Annotated in this window: 22 protein-coding genes; 13 read left to right on the top strand and 9 right to left on the bottom strand. The window is 71.1% G+C overall.

Annotated elements, in window-relative coordinates; genetic code table 11:
- Window positions 1–92: 92 nt before the first annotated feature.
- The gene (locus tag ABZ906_RS01485; RefSeq protein ID WP_361376050.1) at window positions 93–1,583 is read left to right on the top strand and encodes a hypothetical protein; all 1,491 of its coding nucleotides are present in this window, start codon (window positions 93–95) and stop codon (window positions 1,581–1,583) included.
- 317 nt (window positions 1,584–1,900) lie between these two features.
- The gene (locus ABZ906_RS01480; protein ID WP_361377992.1) at window positions 1,901–3,208 is read left to right on the top strand and encodes a M28 family metallopeptidase; all 1,308 of its coding nucleotides are present in this window, start codon (window positions 1,901–1,903) and stop codon (window positions 3,206–3,208) included.
- Window positions 3,209–3,269: 61 nt separating this feature from the next.
- Here ABZ906_RS01480 and msrB read toward each other — a convergent pair whose 3' ends face one another.
- The 4 genes from msrB to ABZ906_RS01460 form a co-directional block, all read right to left on the bottom strand.
- Window positions 3,270–3,677, bottom strand: coding sequence for a peptide-methionine (R)-S-oxide reductase MsrB (msrB, locus tag ABZ906_RS01475; protein WP_361376047.1), 408 nt, complete (start codon window positions 3,675–3,677; stop codon window positions 3,270–3,272).
- A gap of 39 nt (window positions 3,678–3,716) precedes the next feature.
- Window positions 3,717–5,114, bottom strand: coding sequence for a UDP-N-acetylmuramate--L-alanine ligase (murC, locus tag ABZ906_RS01470; protein WP_361376044.1), 1,398 nt, complete (start codon window positions 5,112–5,114; stop codon window positions 3,717–3,719).
- 184 nt (window positions 5,115–5,298) lie between these two features.
- Complete coding sequence (locus ABZ906_RS01465; RefSeq protein ID WP_361194825.1) at window positions 5,299–5,772, bottom strand: indole-3-glycerol phosphate synthase; 474 nt, start codon at window positions 5,770–5,772, stop codon at window positions 5,299–5,301.
- Window positions 5,773–5,916: 144 nt separating this feature from the next.
- Complete coding sequence (locus ABZ906_RS01460) at window positions 5,917–6,681, bottom strand: pyrimidine reductase family protein (RefSeq protein ID WP_361376041.1); 765 nt, start codon at window positions 6,679–6,681, stop codon at window positions 5,917–5,919.
- A 37-nt stretch (window positions 6,682–6,718) separates the two neighbouring features.
- Between ABZ906_RS01460 and zapE the strand changes: the two genes are divergently transcribed.
- Both zapE and ABZ906_RS01450 read left to right on the top strand, forming a co-directional pair.
- Window positions 6,719–7,810 carry a cell division protein ZapE gene (gene zapE / locus ABZ906_RS01455; protein WP_361194827.1) on the top strand — a complete coding sequence of 364 codons (1,092 nt, stop codon included), beginning with the start codon at window positions 6,719–6,721 and terminating at the stop codon, window positions 7,808–7,810.
- Window positions 7,811–7,965: 155 nt separating this feature from the next.
- Entirely contained in the window at window positions 7,966–9,330 is a 1,365-nt protein-coding gene (locus tag ABZ906_RS01450; protein ID WP_361194829.1) for an alkaline phosphatase PhoX, read from the top strand.
- Window positions 9,331–9,465: 135 nt separating this feature from the next.
- On the opposite strand, the gene sph is transcribed toward ABZ906_RS01450, so the two are convergent.
- Window positions 9,466–10,461: a sphingomyelin phosphodiesterase gene (gene sph / locus ABZ906_RS01445; RefSeq protein WP_361376038.1), complete on the bottom strand. Its 996-nt coding sequence runs from the start codon at window positions 10,459–10,461 to the stop codon at window positions 9,466–9,468.
- A 180-nt stretch (window positions 10,462–10,641) separates the two neighbouring features.
- Complete coding sequence (locus ABZ906_RS01440) at window positions 10,642–11,049, bottom strand: VOC family protein (RefSeq protein ID WP_361376035.1); 408 nt, start codon at window positions 11,047–11,049, stop codon at window positions 10,642–10,644.
- A 79-nt stretch (window positions 11,050–11,128) separates the two neighbouring features.
- Between ABZ906_RS01440 and ABZ906_RS01435 the strand changes: the two genes are divergently transcribed.
- Window positions 11,129–11,599 carry a hypothetical protein gene (locus ABZ906_RS01435; protein WP_361376032.1) on the top strand — a complete coding sequence of 157 codons (471 nt, stop codon included), beginning with the start codon at window positions 11,129–11,131 and terminating at the stop codon, window positions 11,597–11,599.
- On the opposite strand, the gene ABZ906_RS01430 is transcribed toward ABZ906_RS01435, so the two are convergent.
- Window positions 11,523–11,936: a hypothetical protein gene (locus ABZ906_RS01430; RefSeq protein WP_361376029.1), complete on the bottom strand. Its 414-nt coding sequence runs from the start codon at window positions 11,934–11,936 to the stop codon at window positions 11,523–11,525. The two genes, ABZ906_RS01435 and ABZ906_RS01430, sit on opposite strands and share 77 nt — an antisense overlap.
- A gap of 132 nt (window positions 11,937–12,068) precedes the next feature.
- On the opposite strand from ABZ906_RS01430, the gene ABZ906_RS01425 reads away from it, so the two are divergent.
- From ABZ906_RS01425 to ABZ906_RS01415, 3 genes are read left to right on the top strand one after another with little or no spacing between them, the layout of a single operon-like run.
- Window positions 12,069–12,956: a polysaccharide deacetylase family protein gene (locus ABZ906_RS01425; protein WP_361376026.1), complete on the top strand. Its 888-nt coding sequence runs from the start codon at window positions 12,069–12,071 to the stop codon at window positions 12,954–12,956.
- 10 nt (window positions 12,957–12,966) lie between these two features.
- Window positions 12,967–13,152 (top strand): hypothetical protein, encoded by a 186-nt coding sequence (locus tag ABZ906_RS01420; protein WP_361376023.1) that lies wholly within the window; start codon window positions 12,967–12,969, stop codon window positions 13,150–13,152.
- A 59-nt stretch (window positions 13,153–13,211) separates the two neighbouring features.
- Window positions 13,212–13,964 (top strand): peptidyl-tRNA hydrolase, encoded by a 753-nt coding sequence (locus ABZ906_RS01415; RefSeq protein ID WP_361376020.1) that lies wholly within the window; start codon window positions 13,212–13,214, stop codon window positions 13,962–13,964.
- Window positions 13,965–13,988: 24 nt separating this feature from the next.
- Here ABZ906_RS01415 and ABZ906_RS01410 read toward each other — a convergent pair whose 3' ends face one another.
- Both ABZ906_RS01410 and ABZ906_RS01405 read right to left on the bottom strand, forming a co-directional pair.
- On the bottom strand, window positions 13,989–14,360 hold the full coding sequence (locus tag ABZ906_RS01410; RefSeq protein ID WP_361376017.1) for a darcynin family protein: 372 nt from the start codon (window positions 14,358–14,360) through the stop codon (window positions 13,989–13,991).
- A 63-nt stretch (window positions 14,361–14,423) separates the two neighbouring features.
- Window positions 14,424–15,317: an NAD(P)H-binding protein gene (locus tag ABZ906_RS01405; protein WP_361376014.1), complete on the bottom strand. Its 894-nt coding sequence runs from the start codon at window positions 15,315–15,317 to the stop codon at window positions 14,424–14,426.
- Window positions 15,318–15,431: 114 nt separating this feature from the next.
- Between ABZ906_RS01405 and ABZ906_RS01400 the strand changes: the two genes are divergently transcribed.
- From ABZ906_RS01400 to ABZ906_RS01380, 5 genes are all read left to right on the top strand, one after another.
- Window positions 15,432–16,451: a LysR family transcriptional regulator gene (locus tag ABZ906_RS01400; protein ID WP_361194847.1), complete on the top strand. Its 1,020-nt coding sequence runs from the start codon at window positions 15,432–15,434 to the stop codon at window positions 16,449–16,451.
- Window positions 16,452–16,551: 100 nt separating this feature from the next.
- Window positions 16,552–17,247: a TetR/AcrR family transcriptional regulator gene (locus ABZ906_RS01395; protein WP_361377989.1), complete on the top strand. Its 696-nt coding sequence runs from the start codon at window positions 16,552–16,554 to the stop codon at window positions 17,245–17,247.
- A gap of 89 nt (window positions 17,248–17,336) precedes the next feature.
- The gene (locus ABZ906_RS01390; RefSeq protein WP_361376011.1) at window positions 17,337–17,810 is read left to right on the top strand and encodes a hypothetical protein; all 474 of its coding nucleotides are present in this window, start codon (window positions 17,337–17,339) and stop codon (window positions 17,808–17,810) included.
- A gap of 6 nt (window positions 17,811–17,816) precedes the next feature.
- The gene (locus ABZ906_RS01385) at window positions 17,817–18,407 is read left to right on the top strand and encodes a TIGR03086 family metal-binding protein (RefSeq protein ID WP_361376008.1); all 591 of its coding nucleotides are present in this window, start codon (window positions 17,817–17,819) and stop codon (window positions 18,405–18,407) included.
- A 100-nt stretch (window positions 18,408–18,507) separates the two neighbouring features.
- Window positions 18,508–19,275: a DUF4142 domain-containing protein gene (locus tag ABZ906_RS01380; RefSeq protein WP_361376005.1), complete on the top strand. Its 768-nt coding sequence runs from the start codon at window positions 18,508–18,510 to the stop codon at window positions 19,273–19,275.
- Window positions 19,276–19,364 lie beyond the last annotated feature (89 nt).

Genomic DNA, 19,364 nt, shown 5'->3' with positions numbered 1-19,364 from the left:
CGCGCCTCGCATCGATCAACCGTTCTACGATCGCCTCCGTACGGCCGATAGGGCCGGTAGGGCCTGTGCGGCCGGAGGGATCGGGGGCGGTCATGCGTCAGGGCTTCGAAGAGTTCGAGGGGTTCGAGGACAGCGGGAGCGGTGCTTCGGCGGCCGTGCTGCTCGCGGAGGGGGCGGAGCTGTCGGGTGTTCTGGCCGTCGACGATCCCGGCGGCTGGCTGTCGCTGGACGCGGGGGTGCGGGAGGTGCCCTGGCACCAGTGGGGCCAGGCGGAGCCCTTGCCTGCCTGGGAGCGCGCATCTCCGCTGCCCGCCGATCTGTCCCAGCTCGGCGAGTCAGGGCTCGCGCTCGCCCTTTGCCACCGCGACGGCCGGATCCGCGAGGCCGCGATACGCCGGGCGGGGCCGCACCCCGCCCTGCTTCCGCTGATCGTGATCCGCTGCTCCGACTGGGCCGCCCCCGTACGCAAACGTGCCCGCACGCTGCTGCGCGAGGCCCTGGACCCGAGCACCGCCATCGCCCTCACCCCGCTGATCCTGCTGGTCGGCCGCCGCGACCGGGGCGACTTCGGCGTCGAACTGCTCGGGGACGCGCTGCGCCACGCACCTCTCGGCACCCTCCTCGTGCACCTCGACCGCAGCACGCGGCGTTTCGCTCACCGCCTCGCCGTCGAGCACGAGCGTCTGAGCCCCGCCGAACTGGCCCGCACCGCCGCGCGTGATCCGGACACCGTGATCCAGGACCTGTGCGCGACGGCGGCGCTCACCACCCTGCGGGAAACGAATGCCGACTCCTCAGACTCCTCAGACTTCGCAGACTCCGGCGCAGACTCCGCCGACGTACTCGAACCGCTCCTGACCGCACGTCCGCCTCGCGTCCGGTCTGCCGGTGTCACCGCGCTGCGACGGGCGGGGCAGCCGGAGCGGGCAGCGGCCTTCCTCGCCGACCGGTCCGCGCAGGTCCGCGCCTGCGCCCGTTACGTCGTACGGCAGCACGGAGGCGACCCGGTGGCCTGGTACCGGGCACGGTGTGCGACGCCGGACGACCCCGGCATCGCACCCGGCGCGGTCATCGGCCTCGCCGAGTGCCAGGACCGCGCGGACGGCGCGCTGCTGCGGCCGTTGCTCGTACACCCCGAGGACGCGGTACGGGGGCAGGCCGTGGCCGGGCTCCGGGTGCTCGACCTGGCGGACACGCACCTGCTGCGGCCGCTGCTCGACGACCCGGCCCCCGGTGTCGTACGCCAGACGACCGAGGCCCTGCTGCCGTCGGCCCGGCAACTCCCCGCCGACTGGCTCCTGGAGCGCATCGCGCCCGAGCGGCCCCGGCACGTCCGCGTCGCCGCGTTCCGGCTGCTGCACGCCCACGGCGGGGTCATGGCCCTGCGGGCGGCAGCCGGGCTCGTGCACGACCCGGACGTGAAGCTGCGCACGTGGGCCGGGCAGTCCGTGCAGCGCTGGCATCCGTCGGCGGACGTACGGCGCGGAGACCCGGAGGTGGGCGGGCTGCTCGACCGGTGCAAGCACCTCTTCAGCACGTATGTCCTGAAGCGGCGCAAGTGGGAGGCGGGGCTGGGCGACTGACGGGGACTCAGCCTCCTGCCGTCCGCCGCCCGCCGGACGGTGCCGCGCGCCTCGCCCCGCAAGCGGAACCCTGCACAACGTCCGATATACGAACCCTTCCTTCCGGATTCTGACCGGATTCGTGCCTTGACTGCGCGTCGCGCCACCCCCAATATCAGGCAACGCACTTTGCGCCATGCACACGTCACATCAGCACAGCACGCACAGCACAGCACAGCTCCAGCGCCCTGCGGCATCCGCGTCGCAGGGCGTCAGTACGTTCCGTCCCCCTTGCTGTTCGGAATTCGGAGCCCCACATGAGACTCTCCAGATCCGCCATGCCCCGCGCCCTGAGACGGGCCACCGCGGGCGTCGCCACCCTCGCCGCCGCCGGCCTGATCGCGGCCACCGCACCCGCGGCCATGGCGGCCCCGTCCCCGACGCTCGCGGCCCCCGACATACCGCTCGCCAACGTCAAGGCGCACCTCTCCCAGTTCCAGTCCATCGCCACGGCCAACGGCGGCAACCGCGCCCACGGACGCCCCGGCTACAAGGCCTCGATCGACTACGCGAAGGCCAAGCTGGACGCGGCCGGATTCACCACCACCGTGCAGCAGTTCACGTCCAGCGGCGCCACGGGCTACAACCTCATCGCGGACTGGCCGGGCGGCGACCCGAACAAGGTCCTGATGGCGGGCGCCCACCTGGACAGCGTCTCCTCGGGCCCCGGCATCAACGACAACGGCTCCGGCTCGGCCGGCATCCTGGAGACCGCCCTCGCCGTATCGCGCGCGCAGCTCCAACCGACGAAGCACCTGCGGTTCGCCTGGTGGGGCGCGGAAGAGCTGGGCATGGTCGGGTCGAGGTACTACGTCAACAACCTCCCCACCGCCGAGCGCGCGAAGGTCTCCGGCTACCTCAACTTCGACATGATCGCCTCCCCGAACCCGGGGTACTTCGTCTACGACGACGACCCCACGATCGAGAAGACCTTCAAGGACTACTTCGCGGGCCTGAACGTCCCCACGGAGATAGAGACCGAGGGCGACGGCCGCTCCGACCACGCCAGTTTCAAGAACGTGGGCATCCCTGTCGGCGGCCTCTTCACCGGCGCGGAGACCAGGAAGTCAGCGGCCCAGGCCCAGAAGTGGGGCGGCACGTCGGGCCAGGCCTTCGACCGCTGCTACCACTCGTCGTGCGACACCACGGCGAACATCAACGACACGGCGCTCGACCGCAACAGCGACGCCATCGCCCACGCGATCTGGACGCTCGGCACGGAGACCCCGACCCCGCCCGGCGACTCGTACGAGAACACCGCTGACGTCGCCATCCCGGACAACGGCGCGGCCGTGACCTCGACGATCAACGTGACGGGCCGCACGGGCAACGCCCCGGCCACCCTCAAGGCGGACGTCGACATCCGCCACACCTGGCGCGGCGACGTGGTCGTCGACCTCCTCGCCCCGGACGGCACGGCGTACCGCCTGAAGAACTCCAGCAGCAACGACTCGGCGGACAACGTCATCGCGACGTACACGGTCAACGCGTCCAGCGAAACGGCGAACGGCGCCTGGAAGCTGCGCGTGCAGGACGTGGCGTCCCAGGACACCGGCTACATCAACAGCTGGAAGCTCACCTTCTAGAGCACGCGCGGCGCCCGGCAGCGTTCGTCCGCTGCCGGGCGCCGATGACGTGAACGGACGCTCAGCCCTCGGTGGGCGCCAGCGTCAGTGAGATCGAGTTGATGCAGTACCGCTGGTCCGTCGGCGTCGCATAGCCCTCGCCCTCGAACACGTGGCCCAGGTGCGAGCCGCAGCGGGCGCAGCGGACCTCCGTGCGGACCATGCCGTGCGAGGTGTCCTGGAGGAGTTCGACCGCGTCCGTGTCCTTGGGGTCGAAGAAGCTCGGCCAGCCGCAGTGCGACTCGAACTTCTCCTCCGAGGTGAACAGCTCCGCGCCGCACGCGCGACAGCTGTAGACACCCTTGGTCTTGGTGTCCGTGTACTCACCGACGAACGCGGGCTCCGTGCCCGCCTGGCGCAGGACCGCGTACTCCGAGGGGCTCAGCTCCGCGCGCCACTGCTCGTCCGGCTTCTCGACGTCGTACGACATGAGACTGAACCCCTTACTGCTTCGATGTGCTGCTCGGCATTACTGCTTCGACAGCTCGGCCAGGATCTGCGGGCCGAGGTCCGTGACGTCGCCCGCTCCCATGGTGAGAACGAGATCACCGGGCTTCGTCATTCCCGCGACGGCCGTCACGGCCCCGGCCTTGTCGTGCGCGGCCCGTACGTCGGCGCCCGCCGCCACGGCCGCGTCGATGATCAGGGCGCTGGTGATGCCGGGGATCGGGTCCTCGCGGGCGGGGTAGATGTCGAGGACGACGGAGGCGTCCGCGAGGGCCAGGGACTGGCCCATCTCCTTGCCGAGCTCCTGCGTGCGGGAGAAGAGGTGGGGCTGGAAGAGGACCAGGATGCGTGCGTCGCCCGCCGAGGAGCGCATGGCCTCCAGGTCGGCCGTCATCTCCGTGGGGTGGTGCGCGTACGAGTCGATGACCTGGACGCCCGCCGCCTCGCCCTTGAGCTGGAGGCGGCGCTTGACGCCGGTGTACGAGCCGATGGCCGAGGCGAGGTTGTGCGCCGGGATACCGAGGGCGATGCCCGCGGCCAGGGCGGCCACCGCGTTGTGGGCGTAGTGGCGGCCGGGGACGGAGACCGTGAAGGTCAGGAACTTGCCGTTCAGGATGACCGTGACCTCGCTGGTCAGGCCGCGCGCGGTGATCTTGTGGATGCGCAGGTCGGCGCCCTCGGACTCGCCGTACGTGACGATCTTCAGGTCGCCCGCGTCGCGCACGCGCCTGGTCAGCTCCGCCGCGCCCGACTGGTCCGCGGCGATCACCAGCGTGCCACCGGGGACGATCTTGTCCGCGAAGGTCTCGAAGGACTCGTAGATCTCGTCCATCGACGCGTAATTGGCGTGGTGGTCGAGCTCCACGTTCAGGACGATGGCGACCTCGGGGGCGTACTTGTGGAAGCTGCGGTCGCTCTCGTCCGCCTCGGCCACGAAGATGTCGCCCTCGCCGTGCAGGGCGTTCGAACCCGGCGCGTCCAGGTCGCCGCCGATCGCGTACGAGGGGTCGAGGCCGAGGGAGGAGAGGGTGACCGCGAGCATCGAGGTCGTCGTGGTCTTGCCGTGCGTACCGGCCACCGCGATCGGGCGCAGGCCCTCCATGAGGGAGGCCAGGGCGTCCGAACGGTGGACGACCGGGATGCCGAGCTCGGTGGCGCGGGCCAGCTCGGGGTTGTCGGCGCGGATGGCGGAGGAGACGACCACGCAGGTCGCGTCGGACGCGAGGTGCGCGGCGTCGTGGCCGATGTGGACCGTGGCACCCAGGGTGCGCAGGGCCTCGGCCGTGGCCGACTCCCGCGCGTCACTGCCCGCGACCTTGGCGCCGCGCTGGGCCAGGATCTTGGCGATGCCCGACATTCCGGCGCCGCCGATGCCGATGAAGTGCGGTCGGTCCATGGCGGTGGGCAGGCCGGGTGCCATACGTGTGTCTCCCCAGGGGTCCAGAAATTACGGCAGATGAGCAGGGCCAGACTATGGCCTAGCACGGTCGCCGGGCACATCTGCGCCCCGCAGGGGCGCGGGGCCGTGACATCTGCGGCGCCGCCGCGTGGGCGCGACAAGCCCCCACCGGCCCGCGGAGAAGTCACCGCCCCCGGCGAAGCGCCTAGTCCTCGGCGTGCGAGAACAGCTTCAGCACAGGAACCCCCACCTTGTGCCGCGCACGAGATGCCCAGTCCCGGTGGAAGAACTCCTCCACGTAGTGGGGATCGGTCAGCACGATGACCTCGTCGGCGTCCGCCTCGTCGACGAGGCTCTTGAGCGCGTCGAGCGGATGATCCTCGATCAGCTGCCCAAGCGCCTCACAGCCCGCGGCGCGCAGCGCGGTCAGGGAGACCTCGAGCGCCCTCTGCGCGGGGGCCGCCGCCTCCTGGCCTTCGGGTACGTCCCCTTCCCGCGCCGCCTCGTCGAGCTCGCCCAGAGCCACGTCGTCGATGGCCCGCAGCAGGCGGTCGGCCTGGTCGCCGCGGGGCTGGAGCAACACTCGGAAGGTGACCGGTTCGTCGCCGTGCAAGGTGGTGACGAACTCCACGTCGGCGGAGGTCAGGGCCTTCTCGATCATCAATACGCTTGTGAACACGACAGGCGCCCTTCTCATCCGTGGGCCGCCGAGAGTCTGTCTCGACAGCCCCTGCGGAAACCATCCTGCCCCGTAGCCGCACGGGGTCTGCGACTTTTAGTGTGCCCAGCGGAAGCAAAACGGAACGGAGGATTCCGCTGATTGTCAGGTTTGACGGTATCGGGTGAAGAGGAACCCGGCCTCCTCCAGTACGGAAGCCAGGGTGAATCGTTCCGGCACCTCCACCGAGGACCCCCAGGCGATCCGCTGGGCGTCCCCGGAAGTGAGCATCGGGGACACCGTCAGACAGAGCTCGTCCAGGGCGCCGGCCGCCACGAACTGGCCGAGCAGCCGGGGTCCGCCCTCCGTGAGCAGCCGGGTCAGACCGCGCTCGGCCAGGGCGGGTGCGATCCGCTCCGGCTCGACCACGGCCCCCTCCCCCGCGATCACCACGACGGCGCCCGCCTTCTCGGCCGCGGCGACGCGGTCGGCGGGCGCCTGGGCACCGGTCAGCACGAGCGTGGGCACCAGCGGCCCGGTGAAAAGCGGAAGGGTGAAATCCAGGTTGAGGCTCGCGCTGACGACGGCGATCGCGGGCACCGCCGTCTGCCCGGCCGCGGCCCTGCGCCCGGCGAAGTCCGCCCGCTCGCGTGCCGGTCGGTAACCCTCCTGGCGGACCGTCTCGGCACCGACGACGACGGCATCGGCCAGCGCGCGCAGGGTGCCGAAGATCCGCATGTCCGCGGCGTTCGAGATGGGCTGCGAGCGACCGTCGTGCTGGGCCGCCCCGTCCAGCGTGGACACCATGTTGGCGCGCAGCCAGGGGGTGTCGCCCGGGGGGTAGGCGTACGCGTCTGCCAGCTCCCCCAGTTCCCACTCTCGTACTGCTGTTTCGTCTGTCTGGTCGGTCACAGGGAACAGGCGTCGCATGTCCAGCAGTCTTGCACGGCGCTTAGAGTTAGGAACCGTGTCGTCCTCCACCGCCGCCCCCGGGCAGAGCCCCATAGCCGAAGCGGCTCCCCTGTCGCTGTGCGCCCGCGAGCCCCATGTCCCCGCCGACCGTCTGGTCGCCGAGATGGTGCCGCCCCCGCGCTTCGACTCCGTCCGCTTCGATACGTACATCCCGGACCCCGATCAGCCGAGCCAGACCGAGGCCGTGCGGGTCCTGAGCGACTTCGCGGCCGGGCTCGGCGGTGCGCACGCGTCCGGCGCGGGCAAGCGCCGCTGGTTCCAGAAGAAGGCGGCGGCCCCCACCGGCCCCCGCGGCGTCTACCTCGACGGCGGCTACGGCGTGGGCAAGACCCACCTCCTCGCCTCCCTCTGGCACGCGACGCCCGCCGAGCCGGGACAGAAGGCGTTCGGCACCTTCGTCGAGCTGACGAACCTGGTCGGGGCGCTCGGCTTCCAGCAGACCGTGCGCACCCTCAGCGGGCACCGGCTGCTCTGCATCGACGAGTTCGAGCTCGACGACCCGGGCGACACCGTGCTCGTGTCCTCGCTGCTCTCGCGGCTCGTCGACGAGGGCGTGGCACTCGCCGCGACGTCGAACACGCTGCCGGGCAAGCTCGGCGAGGGCCGGTTCGCCTCCGCCGACTTCCTGCGCGAGATCCAGGGTCTGGCGACCCACTTCAAGTCGCTGCGCATCGACGGCGAGGACTACCGCCACCGGGGTCTTCCGGAGGCGCCCGCTCCGTACTCGGACGAGCAGGTCACCCGGGCCGCGTACGCCACCGAAGGCGCGAGCCTCGACGACTTCCCGCACCTGCTCGACCACCTCGCGCGCGTCCACCCCAGCCGGTACGGAGCGCTCACGGACGGACTCGGGGCCGTCTGCCTCACCGAGGTGACGCCCGTGCCCGACCAGTCGACCGCGCTGCGCCTCGTCGTACTCGCCGACCGTCTGTACGACCGCGAGGTCCCCGTACTCGCCTCGGGTGTCCCCTTCGACCAGCTGTTCAGCGAGGAGATGCTGAACGGCGGCTACCGGAAGAAGTACTTCCGGGCGATATCGCGGCTCACCGCGCTCGCGCGGGACGCGAAGGGCCTCGTCAAGGCGTAACGGCGTAACGGCGCACCGCCGGGCGAGGGGCATGACGACCCACCGCTCGGCGACGGCATGACGACTCACCGCTACGCGCGTGGTTCCCGCACGCCTAGGCGCGTGGTACACACATCCGGTCATGTTCCTGTCCGCCAGCAGGAGGTCGACCTTTTATGTCCACGACACGACGTCAGGTGCTAGCCCGTACCGGTGCGGTGGGTGCGGGAATCGCCTTCACCGGCGCGCTCTCGGAGCTCTTCGCGGGAAGCGCCGCCGCACAGGGCAAGGCGGGGTACGGGCCGCTGGTGCCCGACCCCGCGGGCCTTCTCGACCTGCCGAAAGGTTTCCGCTACAAGGTCCTCTCGCGGGAGGGCGGCGAGCTGCCGTCCGGTGAGGGCAAGGTGCCGAGCAACTTCGACGGCATGGCAACGTTCCGCGGCAAGAAAGGCGGCACGAACCTCGTCCGCAACCACGAGAACCGCCACAACGGCAGAATTCCCGTGCCCACGGTCAAGGGCGTGACCTACGACCCGATGGGCAAGGGCGGCTGTACGGCGCTCGAACTCGACCGGCACAACAACGTCCTGGGCGAGCGCGTCGCGATCGCCGGTACCGCGGTCAACTGCGCGGGTGGCCCCACTCCTTGGGGCACCTGGCTGACCTGTGAGGAGACCGAGGACAAGGCCGGCACGAACGGCTACACCAAGGACCACGGCTTCATCTTCGAGGTCGACCCCGTCGACCCGCAGCGCACCGGCGCCGTGCCGCTCACGGCGATGGGCCGCTTCCAGCACGAGGCGATCGCCGTCGATCCCCGCCGTGGGATCGTCTACGAGACCGAGGACGCCTTCCTCAAGCCCTTCGGCCTCTTCTACCGGTTCCTGCCCAAGAAGCCCGAGGGCGGCCGCGGCTCGCTCCGCGCGGGCGGCACGCTGCAGGCCATGCGGGTGCCGGGCGTGCCCGACCTGTCCGCGATCCAGGAGACGGGCGCCAGCTTCAAGGGCATCGAATGGGTCGACGTGCCGGACCCGCTGGCCGCCCAGACGCCCATCAGGGACCAGGACTTCGGCCCCAAGGGCATCACCCACGCGCAGAAGCTCGAAGGCTGCTACTGGGGCGGGAAGTCCGTCTACTTCGTCTCGTCGTTCGCCCACAGCGCGGAGGGTTCCGCGGGCGACCACTTCGGGCAGATCTGGCGCTACGACCCCTCCGAGCGCCGTCTCACCCTCGTGATCGTCTTCGGCCCGAGCACCGACATCCAGCTGCCCGGCGAGTCCCCCGACAACATCTGCCTCGCGCCCAGCGGCGGTCTGATGGTGGCCGAGGACGGCGGCGGCGCGCAGCACGTGTACGGCCTGACGCGGCGCGGCGAGGTCTACGCGATGGCCCGCGGCAAGCAGAACATCGGCACCCCCGAGGAGCCCGAGTGGGGCGAGTTCGCGGGCGTCTGCTTCTCGCCGGACCACGACACGATGTACGTCAACTGCTACACGCCCGGTACGACGTTCGCCGTGACGGGGCCCTGGCACCGGACCTGACCTGACCTGATCCGGCCTGGGGCCGGGTGCGCGGCGGTTCGTCGCGCACCCGGCCCTTCCCGGCAGGCGCAGGCGCAGCCTCAGTCGCGGTCGCGGTCGCAGCCGCAGTCGCAGTCGCAGTCGCAGTCGCAGTCGCTAGGAGCCGATCAGCGGGTAGTGGTCGGACAGGTTGGTGTACGTGTACTTCTTGCCCCAGCTGGAGACGGTCCAGGGCGCGCTCTGCTCCTTGACGACCTCGTTGTGCCAGGTGGCGGGGCGGGCGTGGCCCTTGCGGTGCAGGACGTAGTCAAGGTCCTCGCGGGGGTCGTCCGGGTAGCGCTCGGCGGCGATGGAGTTGTCCCGGGTGTCGAAGGAGTACGGGTGGCCGCCGCGGCCGTCGGCGGGGGCGAAGCCGCCGTCGGCGAGCATCGAGGCGTACTCGTCGCTGTGCGAGTCGACGTTGAAGTCCCCCGCGGCGATGACCTGTTCGTCCGCCGGGATGTTCTTGGCGTCCAGGAAGGCGTTCATCTCCTTGAACTGCGAGGCGCGGGTCGCCGCGGCCTCGCCGGAGCCGCAGCCCGGGTCGGTGGACTGGGTGTGGCTGCCGACGACGTGCACCTTCTTGCCGTCGACGTTCAACTGGGCGTAGACAAAGCCCTTGTTGGAGAACGAGTCCGATCCGCAGGCGTCCTTGTAGACGTACTGCTCCTTGCGCAGGATCGGCCACTTGCTCAGGACGGTGACTCCGCCGTCCTCCGGGGTCACCGAGGAGTACGCGCCGCCGGTGGCGTCCCAGCCGTCCTTGCTCCGGCCCATGACGGGGGTCTGGTGGGGGTAGCGGTCGGCGGCGTCGGCCTTCAGGGCGTCGGACGAGGAGTTGTCGAAGGCCTCCTGGAGGACGACCACGTCCTTGCCCTGGAAGAAGTCCGCGGCCGCTATGGCCTTGGCGCGGTGGTCCTGGCCCCAGTTGGGGTACAGGTTCTTGCTCATGAGGAACGCGTTGTACGAGAGCACCTTGAGTGCGGGCGTGTCGACGGACGCGGCAGGCGCGTCGGCGGCGGTCGCGGACGGGGCGACGGCGGCGAGCGTGGCCGCGGCGAGCACCGTGGTGATCGCGGCGGCGTGAGTCCTGCGCAGCGCTGGGTGCGGCACTGAATCTCCCGGGGAGTGGGGGGTGTGAGGGTCCACATGATGCGGCTGATGTGGCGCCGCATATCCAATCAGCCGTGATTACTTCTGGGGATACGCCGCGTGAACAAAGATCTCGCGGCGGAAGCGGGACGATTTTGTGCGGGCTGATCCGTGTACGCCGGCCCGAGCGGGCCATAGCCGTCAGTGAGCGGCCCGGTCACAGCCGGCCGGGTCACCGGCCGCGCGTGCCGCGGCACTGCGCAGCACGCAGAACTCGTTGCCCTCGGGGTCGGTGAAGACCACCCAGCCGGTGCCGTCGGGGTTCCTGCGGTCCGCCGCCACGGTGGCGCCCGCCGCCAGCAGGCGTTCGACCTCCTGGTCGCGGGGGCCGTCGGGCTGGAGGCAGAGGTGGACGCGGTTCTTCTGGGTCTTCGGCTCGGAGACGTTGGCGAAGTAGAGGTGAAGGCCGGTGGGCAGGGCGATGGCCGCGGTCGATTCGCCGGGCAGGTCGTCGTCGTTGAGCGGGTGGCCCACCACCTTGCTCCAGAACTGGGCCAGTTCGTACGCGTCGGCGCAGTCGAAGGCGACGTTGAAGAGGGTCGAGCGCATGGAGGGGCCTTTCGTCGTCCGTGGCGGCGGGATGCGCCGGCGAGCGGAATTGTCAGTGGTGGGTGTCATTGTGATCGTCATGAATCCGCTGCCGTTGACCAGTGCGAAACCGTTGACCCTGACCGGGCTCTCCGCGGCGCTGCGGGCCGCCTGGTCCGCCGACACGTGCTCGCCGGACGATGTCGCTCGCGCCCCGTGGACCGCCGGGAACCCCGCGTGGGGGCACTGCGACATCACCGCGATCCTCGTGCACGACATATTCGGCGGCGAGTTGCTGGTCGGCGAGGTGTGGTCGGCCGAGGGCGAGCAGCAGGGCTTCCACTGGTGGAACCGCCTCGCGAGCGGGGTCGAACTGGACCTGACGCATGAGCAGTTCCGGCTCGGCCAGCGGGTCACGGCACCGCGCTCCGTGGACCGACCGCCGGGCCGCCTGCCACGCCGTCAGAAGGAGTACGAGTTGCTGCGGCAGCGGTTCACGGAGGCGGTGTCGCCGACGACGGGGGCGACAGCGGCTGTGTCTGCGACTCCGACTGCGACTGCGACGGGTTGAACACTCCCGCGTGTTCCGCGTGACAGGCGGCTTCGGCGCTCGCGTGGACCAGGCGGTCGTCGATGGGTCCGCGGAGGGTGAGAAGGCGGTAGAGGAGGCGGTAGCAGAGGCGGGCACTCAGGGCCGCGATGACTTCCTTGGCCTGTGTGTCCGGGGGGAGTTCGACTTGCTCGACGGCGCGGTGCACGAGCCGGGCGACGTGCTCGGTGCGTGCCATGAAGGCGCCGCGCACGATGTCGGCGATGGCCCTGGCCAGCTCGTGCAGGTCCTGGCGGAAGTCGCCGGATTCGGGGGTGGGGATCGTCGCGCTGTGCTGGGCAAGGAGGTCGACGACCACGCCAAGGGAGCACGCCCTCCATGTCAGGGATTGCCGGCGAGCCGCGTACGGGGCCGCCGGCGGTTCGGCCGTCCGGGGTTAACCAACACGCCCTTACCCTTTTAATCCTATTTGTGCCGATATGTTCGCAACATGATCACCCCGGCACGAAGACTGACCACCGCCTGCGCGTTGTCCGCCCTTGCCCTCATCACGCTCGCCGCCTGCGGCTCGGACCCGGCTCCGGGTACGGGGGCGGGGGCGGAGGCGGGGGGCCGTGAGCGGAACGCGAGCGCCACGGCGAGTGCGCCGCCCCGCCCCGCGACGCTCGCTCCCGGGCCCGCGGGCCTCACCCCCGTCTTCAAGAACGCCCCGCGGACCCCGGCGTCCGCCGCCCCCATCGTGGCCCTCACCTTCGACGCCGACATGACCGCCGACCAGGGGCCCCGCGCCGCGGCGGGTGAGCGGTTCGACAATCCGGCGCTGGTGCGGACGCTGCGCCGGGAGAAGGTGCCCGCGACGTTCTTCATGACGGGACGGTGGGCCGAGGAGTACCCGGCGCAGGCCAAGGACATCGGCCGGGACCCGCTCTTCGAGGTCGCCAACCACTCCTACAGCCACTACGCCTTCACCGACCGCTGCTACGGCCTGCCGACCGTCCCCGCCTCCCGTATGCGTGCCGACATGGAGCGCGCCTTCGCCGCCTTCCGCAAGGCGGGCATCGAGCACCAGGTTCCGTACTTCCGTTTCCCCGGCGGCTGCTACGACAAGCGGTCGCTGCGCGCGCTGGCGCCCGGCGGTGTCACGGCCGTGCAGTGGGACGTGGTGAGCGGCGACGCCTTCGCCACGGACGCCGACGCGGTGGCCCGGCAGGTGCTCGATGGGGTACGGCCCGGCTCGGTCGTCGTCATGCACTGCACACGCAGCGCGGCCCCCACGACGGAGCGCGCCCTGCGCACGATCATCCCGAAGCTGCGCGAGCGCGGCTTCCGGTTCGTGCGGGTGTCGGAGCAGATCCGGGCGGCCGGAACACGCGGCTAGCCTGACCCGCATGGACGACACCACCGACACGGCCGGCTCCACCGGTTCCGCAGATTCCACCGACTCCGCCGACGGCCCGTTCGCCGAGTGCGTGCTGTGCCGCAAGCCCACCGAGTACCCGGAGACCCACAAAGGCGTGACGCTGTGCCCCGTATGCGAATGGCACGAGGCACAGCGCACGGCCTGCTCCGGCTGAGGCGGCGAAGCCCCCGGCCAGGTCGGTGTCCGGCCCGGCGGGGCTGGCAGACTGGGCCCGTGAGCAGCGATCAGAACTCCGCCGGGATTCCCGGGCCGCAGGCCGGCCAAGACCCCGGGGACAGCCCCTTCCGTGTGGAGCCGACGCCCCGCGACGAGGCACCGCAGTACGTACTGCCGCTGGTGGCCCGCATCGAGCGCGCCGAGCCCCCGCACCGTACGGACGCCCTGGAGACCGCGGCCCGCGCGGTGCTCGTCATGCTCGGCGACGAGCGGTCCCTCGGCGACGGCGAGTGGGCGCAGGCCATGCGGGACTGGCAGGACGCCCGGATCCGCAAGGTGGTGCGCCGGGCCCGCGGGGCAGAGTGGCGGCGGGCCGAGGCACTCCCCGGCATCACGGTCACGGGCAAGTCCGCGGAGGTCCGCGTCTTCCCGCCCATCCCGCTGGACGGCTGGCCCAAGGACCTGGCGAAGCTCCAGGTGTCCGGCACGGATCTGGACGACCCGGAGCCGGTGCCGCCCGCGGACGCGACCGCGCCGGTCCTGTGGATGAGCCCCGACGTGGACATGTCGGCGGGCAAGGCGATGGCGCAGGCGGGGCACGGCGCCCAACTGGCGTGGTGGGAGCTGTCGGACGACGAGCGCACGGCCTGGCGTGACGCCGGATACCCGCTCTCCGTGCGCACCCCGGACGCCGCGCTCTGGCGCGAACTCGTGGCGAGCGGCCTGCCGGTGGTACGGGACGCGGGCTTCACGGAGATCGCGCCCGGTTCCTGCACCGTGGTCGCCGACCACCCCGCCCTGCGCCGCTGAGTCCTCCCCCTGTGTTCAGGGTGTTCAGGTGCTGATGCTGGCCACGGGGTCCAGGCCGTAGGTACGGGCGTAGCCGTTCTCGGTGCCTACGAGCAGGTCGACGATCTCGAAGTAGCGGTCCCAGAACGGGGTTTCGCGCAGTGCGTCGATGAGGAGCTGGTACGCCTCGTGGTCGTCGGCCTCCCAGACCCATACGTCGGTGACGCGGGCGGAGTAGAACTCCGTGTCGTAGAAGCGTGAGCGGACGCCGGTCGTCTTGGCCTTGATCGCGGGGATGACCCGGGTGGAGAAGGCGTCCACTCGTTCCTGCGGGGTCATGGCCAGCCACTCGGGCGTGGTCTTGACGAGGATGAACGCGGTGACCGGGGGTGCGGTGGTGGTGTTCTGGGCTGACATGGCTGGGCCTCCTGGGCGTGGGTCGGTGATGGTGTAGTCGGGAGTTGTGGCCTGACGTCGTGGTCAGGAGAGGACGGCCGGCCTGAGCGTCTGCGCACACCACTGCTCGAAGGTGGTGGGGGTTGCCGTCTCCGGCGTGCGCACTGCCCCCGCGTCGAGCCCTTCGTTCTTGGCCCGCTTCATGTCGACGACGCCCCGCGCGAACGCCTCGTTCAGACGGAAGCCGACGAGGGTGTCGTACAGCTCGTCGAGCGGCTGGCGTTCGTAGCGGACGGGGCGGCCGAGCTGCTCGGTCATGATGCGGGCCAGGTCATCGGGAGACAGGTCCTGCGGCCCGAGGACCGGGACGTCCTCGCTGCCGGTCCAGGTGCGGTCGAGGAGCAGACGGGCCGCGACGGCCGCGATGTCGGCGACGGCGACCATCGGGGCCCGGCGGTCGGCCTCGGCGGTGTCGGTGAAGACGCCCTTGTCCCGGAGCGATTCGGCCTCCTCCAGAAGGTTCTCGAAGAAGGACGGGTTGGCCAGGGCCCGGTACGCGACGCCGGTGTCCGCGATGAGGTCGTCCATCGCGTGGGAAGCCGTGACGAGTCCCGCGCGTCCGGCGACCGGGGTGCCGCGGCCGAGCGCGGAGACGCCGACGACGTGGCCGACGCCGTGCGCGACGAGCGCCTTCGCCGCGGGACGGGTGAATCCGCGGTAGGCGTCCTCCGGGGTCAGGGACGCGTCCGGCGGGACGAGCCAGAACACGGCGTCCGCGCCGTCGAAGGCGCGGTCGACGACCTCGGGGTCGCCGTGCGAGCCGGTGATCACCTCGACGCGTTCGCGCACCGCGCCGTCGAGTCGGTCGGGATCGCGCACGATCACGCGCAGTTCCTCGCCCCTGGCGGGGGCGGACTCCAGGAGCAGGGGCAGCAGGTGGCGGCCGATGTTCCCGGTGGGAGCGGTAATGACGATCATGGAAACCTCGTGGGGTCGTGCCGGATCGGTACGTCCCTCATCCTGTGGAGGACCGCGGTGTTGCCACAATGGGAACTTCAGCAAGGGATCATTGCCTGAAATGGAATAACGCCGATGAGCAGCACTTCTAGCAGCCCCAGCCGTCCGGGCAGTCCCAGCGGTCCGCACCGTCCGAGCAGCCCAGAGAGCTCAAAGAGCCCAGAATCCGTCATCGACGCCAATCTCGCCGTCGCCCTCGACGCGCTGCTGGCCGAGGAGAGCGTCACCCGCGCCGCCGAGCGCCTGCACACGTCCCCCGCCGCCATGAGCCGTACGCTCGCCCGCCTGAGGCGCATCCTCCAGGACCCCCTCCTGGTCCGGGCCGGCCAGACGATGGTCCCCACACCCCGCGCCCGGGCCCTGCGCGACGAGGCCGCCACGGTGGTAAGCCGTCTCGGCGCGCTCCTCACTCCCGGCGCCGCGGCCGACCCCGCCTCGCTGCGCGGCACCTTCACCCTCCAGGCGGCCGACCTGATCGGCGCGGCTCTCGCTCCCGGGCTGCTGCGGCTGGCCCAACAGGAGGCGCCAGGCGTCTCGTTGCGGTTCAGGGCGGAGGATCTGGAGGCCGGACCCGCTCTCCGTGACGGCCGGATCGATCTGGAGGTCGGGTCCATCGACCACGTCGATCCCGAGACCCGGGTCGAGGAGCTCGTCACTCTGGTGATGACGGCGGCCGTCCGTCCCGGACACCCCCTCACCGAAGGGACGTTGACTCCGGAGCGGCTCGCAGCCGCCGAGCACGTCGTGGTCAGCCGCCGAGGCCGGTTCAAGGGCCCCATGGACAGCGCCCTTGCCGAGCTGGGCCTCAGGCGGCGGGTCGCCGTCGTCCTCCCCAGCCATCTGGCCGCGATGACCCTGGCCGCCGGCAGCGACGTCGTGTGCCTCGTGCCCACCGCGCTCCCCGGCGCCGCCCCCTCCCCCCTCAGCACCCCGGCCACCACGCTCGGCCTGCGCCTCCTCGACGTCCCGCTGCCCCTGCCGCCCCTGTCCATCGGCATGGCATGGCACCCCCGCCAGGCGGCCGACGGAGGCCACCGCTGGCTCCGCGACACCGTCCGCCGGACGCTCCTCACACCTCCGGGCCCGGCGGTCTGACGTGCGCGCCCACGGGGGCGGCGCGACGAGAGAGGATGTACCTCGGGAAACGCACGACGGAACGGCGCTGAGGAGACCCGGCATGGCGAGCGAGACCGGCATGGCGAGCGAGCCCGGCGTGAGCGAGGACGCGCGGGCGGGGGCGCGGGCGGCAGCGGGCGCCAAGCTCGACGGCCGCGTCGAGCGCGGCAACCAGACCCGGCGCCTCGTTCTGCGCCGCACGGTCGACATCGCCTCGGTCGAGGGCCTTGACGCGCTCTCGGTCGGCCGTCTCGCAACGGAGTTGAAGCTCAGCAAGAGCGGGGTCTTCGCGCTCTTCGGCTCCAAGGAGGAGCTGCAGCTCGCGACCATCCGCGCGGCGGGCCGCATCTTCCTGGACAACGTGGTGGAACCGGCACGCCAGTCCCCGCCCGGCCTCGACCGGCTCTGGCAGCTGTGCGCGCGCTGGCTGGACTACTCGGAGCAGCGGATCTTCCCCGGCGGCTGCTTCTTCTACGGGGTGATCGCGGAGTTCGACGCGCGCGAGGGCGCGGTGCACGACGCGCTTGTGCTTGCCGACCGTGACTGGAACGGCCAGGTGGAGGGCTGTGTCGCCGAGGCCCGCGACACCGGCGAACTGCGTCCGGACACCGACGTCACCCAGCTGGCCTTCGAGCTCATCGCTTTCCTGGAGGCGGCGAACGCGCACTCGGTGCTGCACGACAAGCCGGACGCCTACCGCAGGGCGAGCGCCGCCATCACGGCACGACTGCGCGGGGCGGCGGCGGACCCGTCGCTGGTGCCGCAACTTCCCTGAAGCGTCCGCCCGATCGGGTGCGGAACCAATACCGGCCCCATACCGGCAAACAAGTAGCACGACCGTTCGTTTAGATTTACGCTAGCCGCATGCCTCCACCGACCACACGCTCGATCACACGCCCGACCACACGCCCGATCATGCGTTCGCCCTGGCAAGCGGGCCCCGAGGCGCACACCGAGGGCCCGGCCCTGGTGAGCGTCACGGAGTTCACCGCCGACCGTCACTCCCAGACCGTCCCGATCGCCCTGGCGGGCCTGCGGCTGCGCAGGAGCTGGCCGCAGACGCCCGGCGCCGTCGGCATGTGGCTCTGGGCCGACCCGTGGCACAAGCGCTCGGGGTCCGTGTCGCTCTGGACCGGCGAGCGTGCGCTGTACGCGTTCGTCGGGCGCCCCGACCACATACGGATCGTCCGCGCGCACAAGAACCGCGGCACGGCGCGCGCCACCTCCTGGACGACGGACCGGCTCGACCCGGCGGCCGCCTGGGCCACCGCACACGCACTGCTCTCCGACTCAACTCCCTGGCCGAGCAAGTCCGTTCACACCCCGGAAGGAACGTAAGAGCCCATGACCGACCTCATCGCACTGGACCGCACCGCCGTCCGGGAATCGCTCCGCGTCCTGCGCGCCGCCCGCGACACCGACTGGAACCGCCCCTCCCCCTGCGCGGGCTGGACCCTGCGCGATCTGGTGGCACACATGGCCGCGCAGCACCACGGCTTCGCGGCGGCGGCGCGGGGATCGGGCGCCGACCGTACGTACTGGATCGCGCCGGAACTCGGCCGCCACCCGCTCAAGATCTACGAGGAGTCGGTACGTCACGTCCTCGCCGCGTTCGCCGAAGAGGACGTCCTGGAGCGGGGGTTCACCCTGCCCGAGATCGGCGGGACGTTCACGGGGCGGATCGCGGTCGGTTTCCATTTCCTGGACTACGTGGTGCACGCCTGGGACGTGGCGGCGACCATCGGCATCGGCGTCGACCTCCCGCGGCCGGTCGTCGAGGCCGCTCTCGAAGTCGCCCGCAGGGTGCCGAAGGACCCCGAACGCCGGGGCCCGGGTGCCGCGTTCGCGCCTGCCCTGCCCACACCGGAGAACGCTTCCCCGCTGGAGGAGATGCTGGCGCTCCTGGGACGTCAGGCAGTAGGAGCACACTCGTAGGGCAAAGCGTTGAACATCACGCGCACCTCTTCCGTATCTCCCGGTACCAGGAAGTAGCTTGCCTCCACGGCAGGTTGACCGGGCAGGGAGGCACGGCACATTGCGGCGCATCAACGGCACGGCTCTGATCATCGCGGCACTCGTGGTCACACTGGGGGCGCTCGCGTTCCCCATGTGGTCCTACGCCGACCGCTCGGGCACGGGGCCCGCCAATCTGGCCGCAGGGTCCGTGGCGACACAGTGGGGCCCGCTGTCGGCGGCCGACCGTGATCTCCTCGTGAAGGTGCGGCTCGCGGGACTGTGGGAGCTGCCCGCGGGCCAGCAGGCCGTCGAGCGCGCGCCGACCGAGGCGATCAAGGAGGCCGGTGACCATCTGATCGTCGGCCACACGGACCTCGACAAGCGGGCCCGCGCGGTCGCGGCGCAGCTCGGCGTGGAGCTGCCGAACCAGCCCACCGCCCAGCAGCAGGGCTGGCTCCAGGAGCTGACCGAGGCCGACGGCATGGAGTACCAGCGGAAGTTCGCGAATCTGCTGCGGGTCGCGCACGGCAAGGTGTTCGCGGTGATCGCGCAGGTGCGCGACAGCACCCGCAACACGCTGATACGGCAGCTGGCCAGCGACTCCAACCAGACCGTCCTCGACCACATCACGATGCTGGAGGCCACGGGTCTGGTCGACTTCGACGACATCGCCAACGGCGGCGCCGCCACCGCCACGGCCAGCCCCACCGGCCCGCCCCCGCCCTCCGGCGTCACTCCCCCGGAGCCCCCGCCGGCCGGCCCGACCGGTGATGTGTCCACGACCTCGCGGCCCTCGCCCGCGCCGCCGGGCGAAGTCAACACGGACAGGCCGGAACCTCAAATGTAGCTCTGAACGTCCCTCCTCAGGGGTTCGGCCGCATTGGTCGGGGCCATGACCACTCCACACGTTCACAAGACACGCGCGCATGCACGAGT

The sequence above is a fragment of the Streptomyces sp. NPDC046925 genome (assembly GCF_040644915.1).
Classification (GTDB): domain Bacteria; phylum Actinomycetota; class Actinomycetes; order Streptomycetales; family Streptomycetaceae; genus Streptomyces.
This window is presented reverse-complemented; position numbering and strand designations above follow the sequence as displayed.

Excerpts from the sequence above, each read along its gene's own strand:
- ABZ906_RS01485 (WP_361376050.1), top strand. The coding sequence starts at position 93 with ATGCGTCAGGGCTTCGAAGAGTTCGAGGGGTTCGAGGACAGCGGGAGC.
- ABZ906_RS01480 (WP_361377992.1), top strand. The coding sequence starts at position 1,901 with ATGCCCCGCGCCCTGAGACGGGCCACCGCGGGCGTCGCCACCCTCGCC.
- msrB (WP_361376047.1), bottom strand. The coding sequence starts at position 3,677 with ATGTCGTACGACGTCGAGAAGCCGGACGAGCAGTGGCGCGCGGAGCTG.
- murC (WP_361376044.1), bottom strand. The coding sequence starts at position 5,114 with ATGGCACCCGGCCTGCCCACCGCCATGGACCGACCGCACTTCATCGGC.
- ABZ906_RS01460 (WP_361376041.1), bottom strand. The coding sequence starts at position 6,681 with ATGCGACGCCTGTTCCCTGTGACCGACCAGACAGACGAAACAGCAGTA.
- ABZ906_RS01450 (WP_361194829.1), top strand. The coding sequence starts at position 7,966 with ATGTCCACGACACGACGTCAGGTGCTAGCCCGTACCGGTGCGGTGGGT.
- ABZ906_RS01440 (WP_361376035.1), bottom strand. The coding sequence starts at position 11,049 with ATGCGCTCGACCCTCTTCAACGTCGCCTTCGACTGCGCCGACGCGTAC.
- ABZ906_RS01435 (WP_361376032.1), top strand. The coding sequence starts at position 11,129 with ATGAATCCGCTGCCGTTGACCAGTGCGAAACCGTTGACCCTGACCGGG.
- ABZ906_RS01425 (WP_361376026.1), top strand. The coding sequence starts at position 12,069 with ATGATCACCCCGGCACGAAGACTGACCACCGCCTGCGCGTTGTCCGCC.
- ABZ906_RS01420 (WP_361376023.1), top strand. The coding sequence starts at position 12,967 with ATGGACGACACCACCGACACGGCCGGCTCCACCGGTTCCGCAGATTCC.
- ABZ906_RS01410 (WP_361376017.1), bottom strand. The coding sequence starts at position 14,360 with ATGTCAGCCCAGAACACCACCACCGCACCCCCGGTCACCGCGTTCATC.
- ABZ906_RS01405 (WP_361376014.1), bottom strand. The coding sequence starts at position 15,317 with ATGATCGTCATTACCGCTCCCACCGGGAACATCGGCCGCCACCTGCTG.
- ABZ906_RS01400 (WP_361194847.1), top strand. The coding sequence starts at position 15,432 with ATGAGCAGCACTTCTAGCAGCCCCAGCCGTCCGGGCAGTCCCAGCGGT.
- ABZ906_RS01395 (WP_361377989.1), top strand. The coding sequence starts at position 16,552 with ATGGCGAGCGAGCCCGGCGTGAGCGAGGACGCGCGGGCGGGGGCGCGG.
- ABZ906_RS01390 (WP_361376011.1), top strand. The coding sequence starts at position 17,337 with ATGCCTCCACCGACCACACGCTCGATCACACGCCCGACCACACGCCCG.
- ABZ906_RS01385 (WP_361376008.1), top strand. The coding sequence starts at position 17,817 with ATGACCGACCTCATCGCACTGGACCGCACCGCCGTCCGGGAATCGCTC.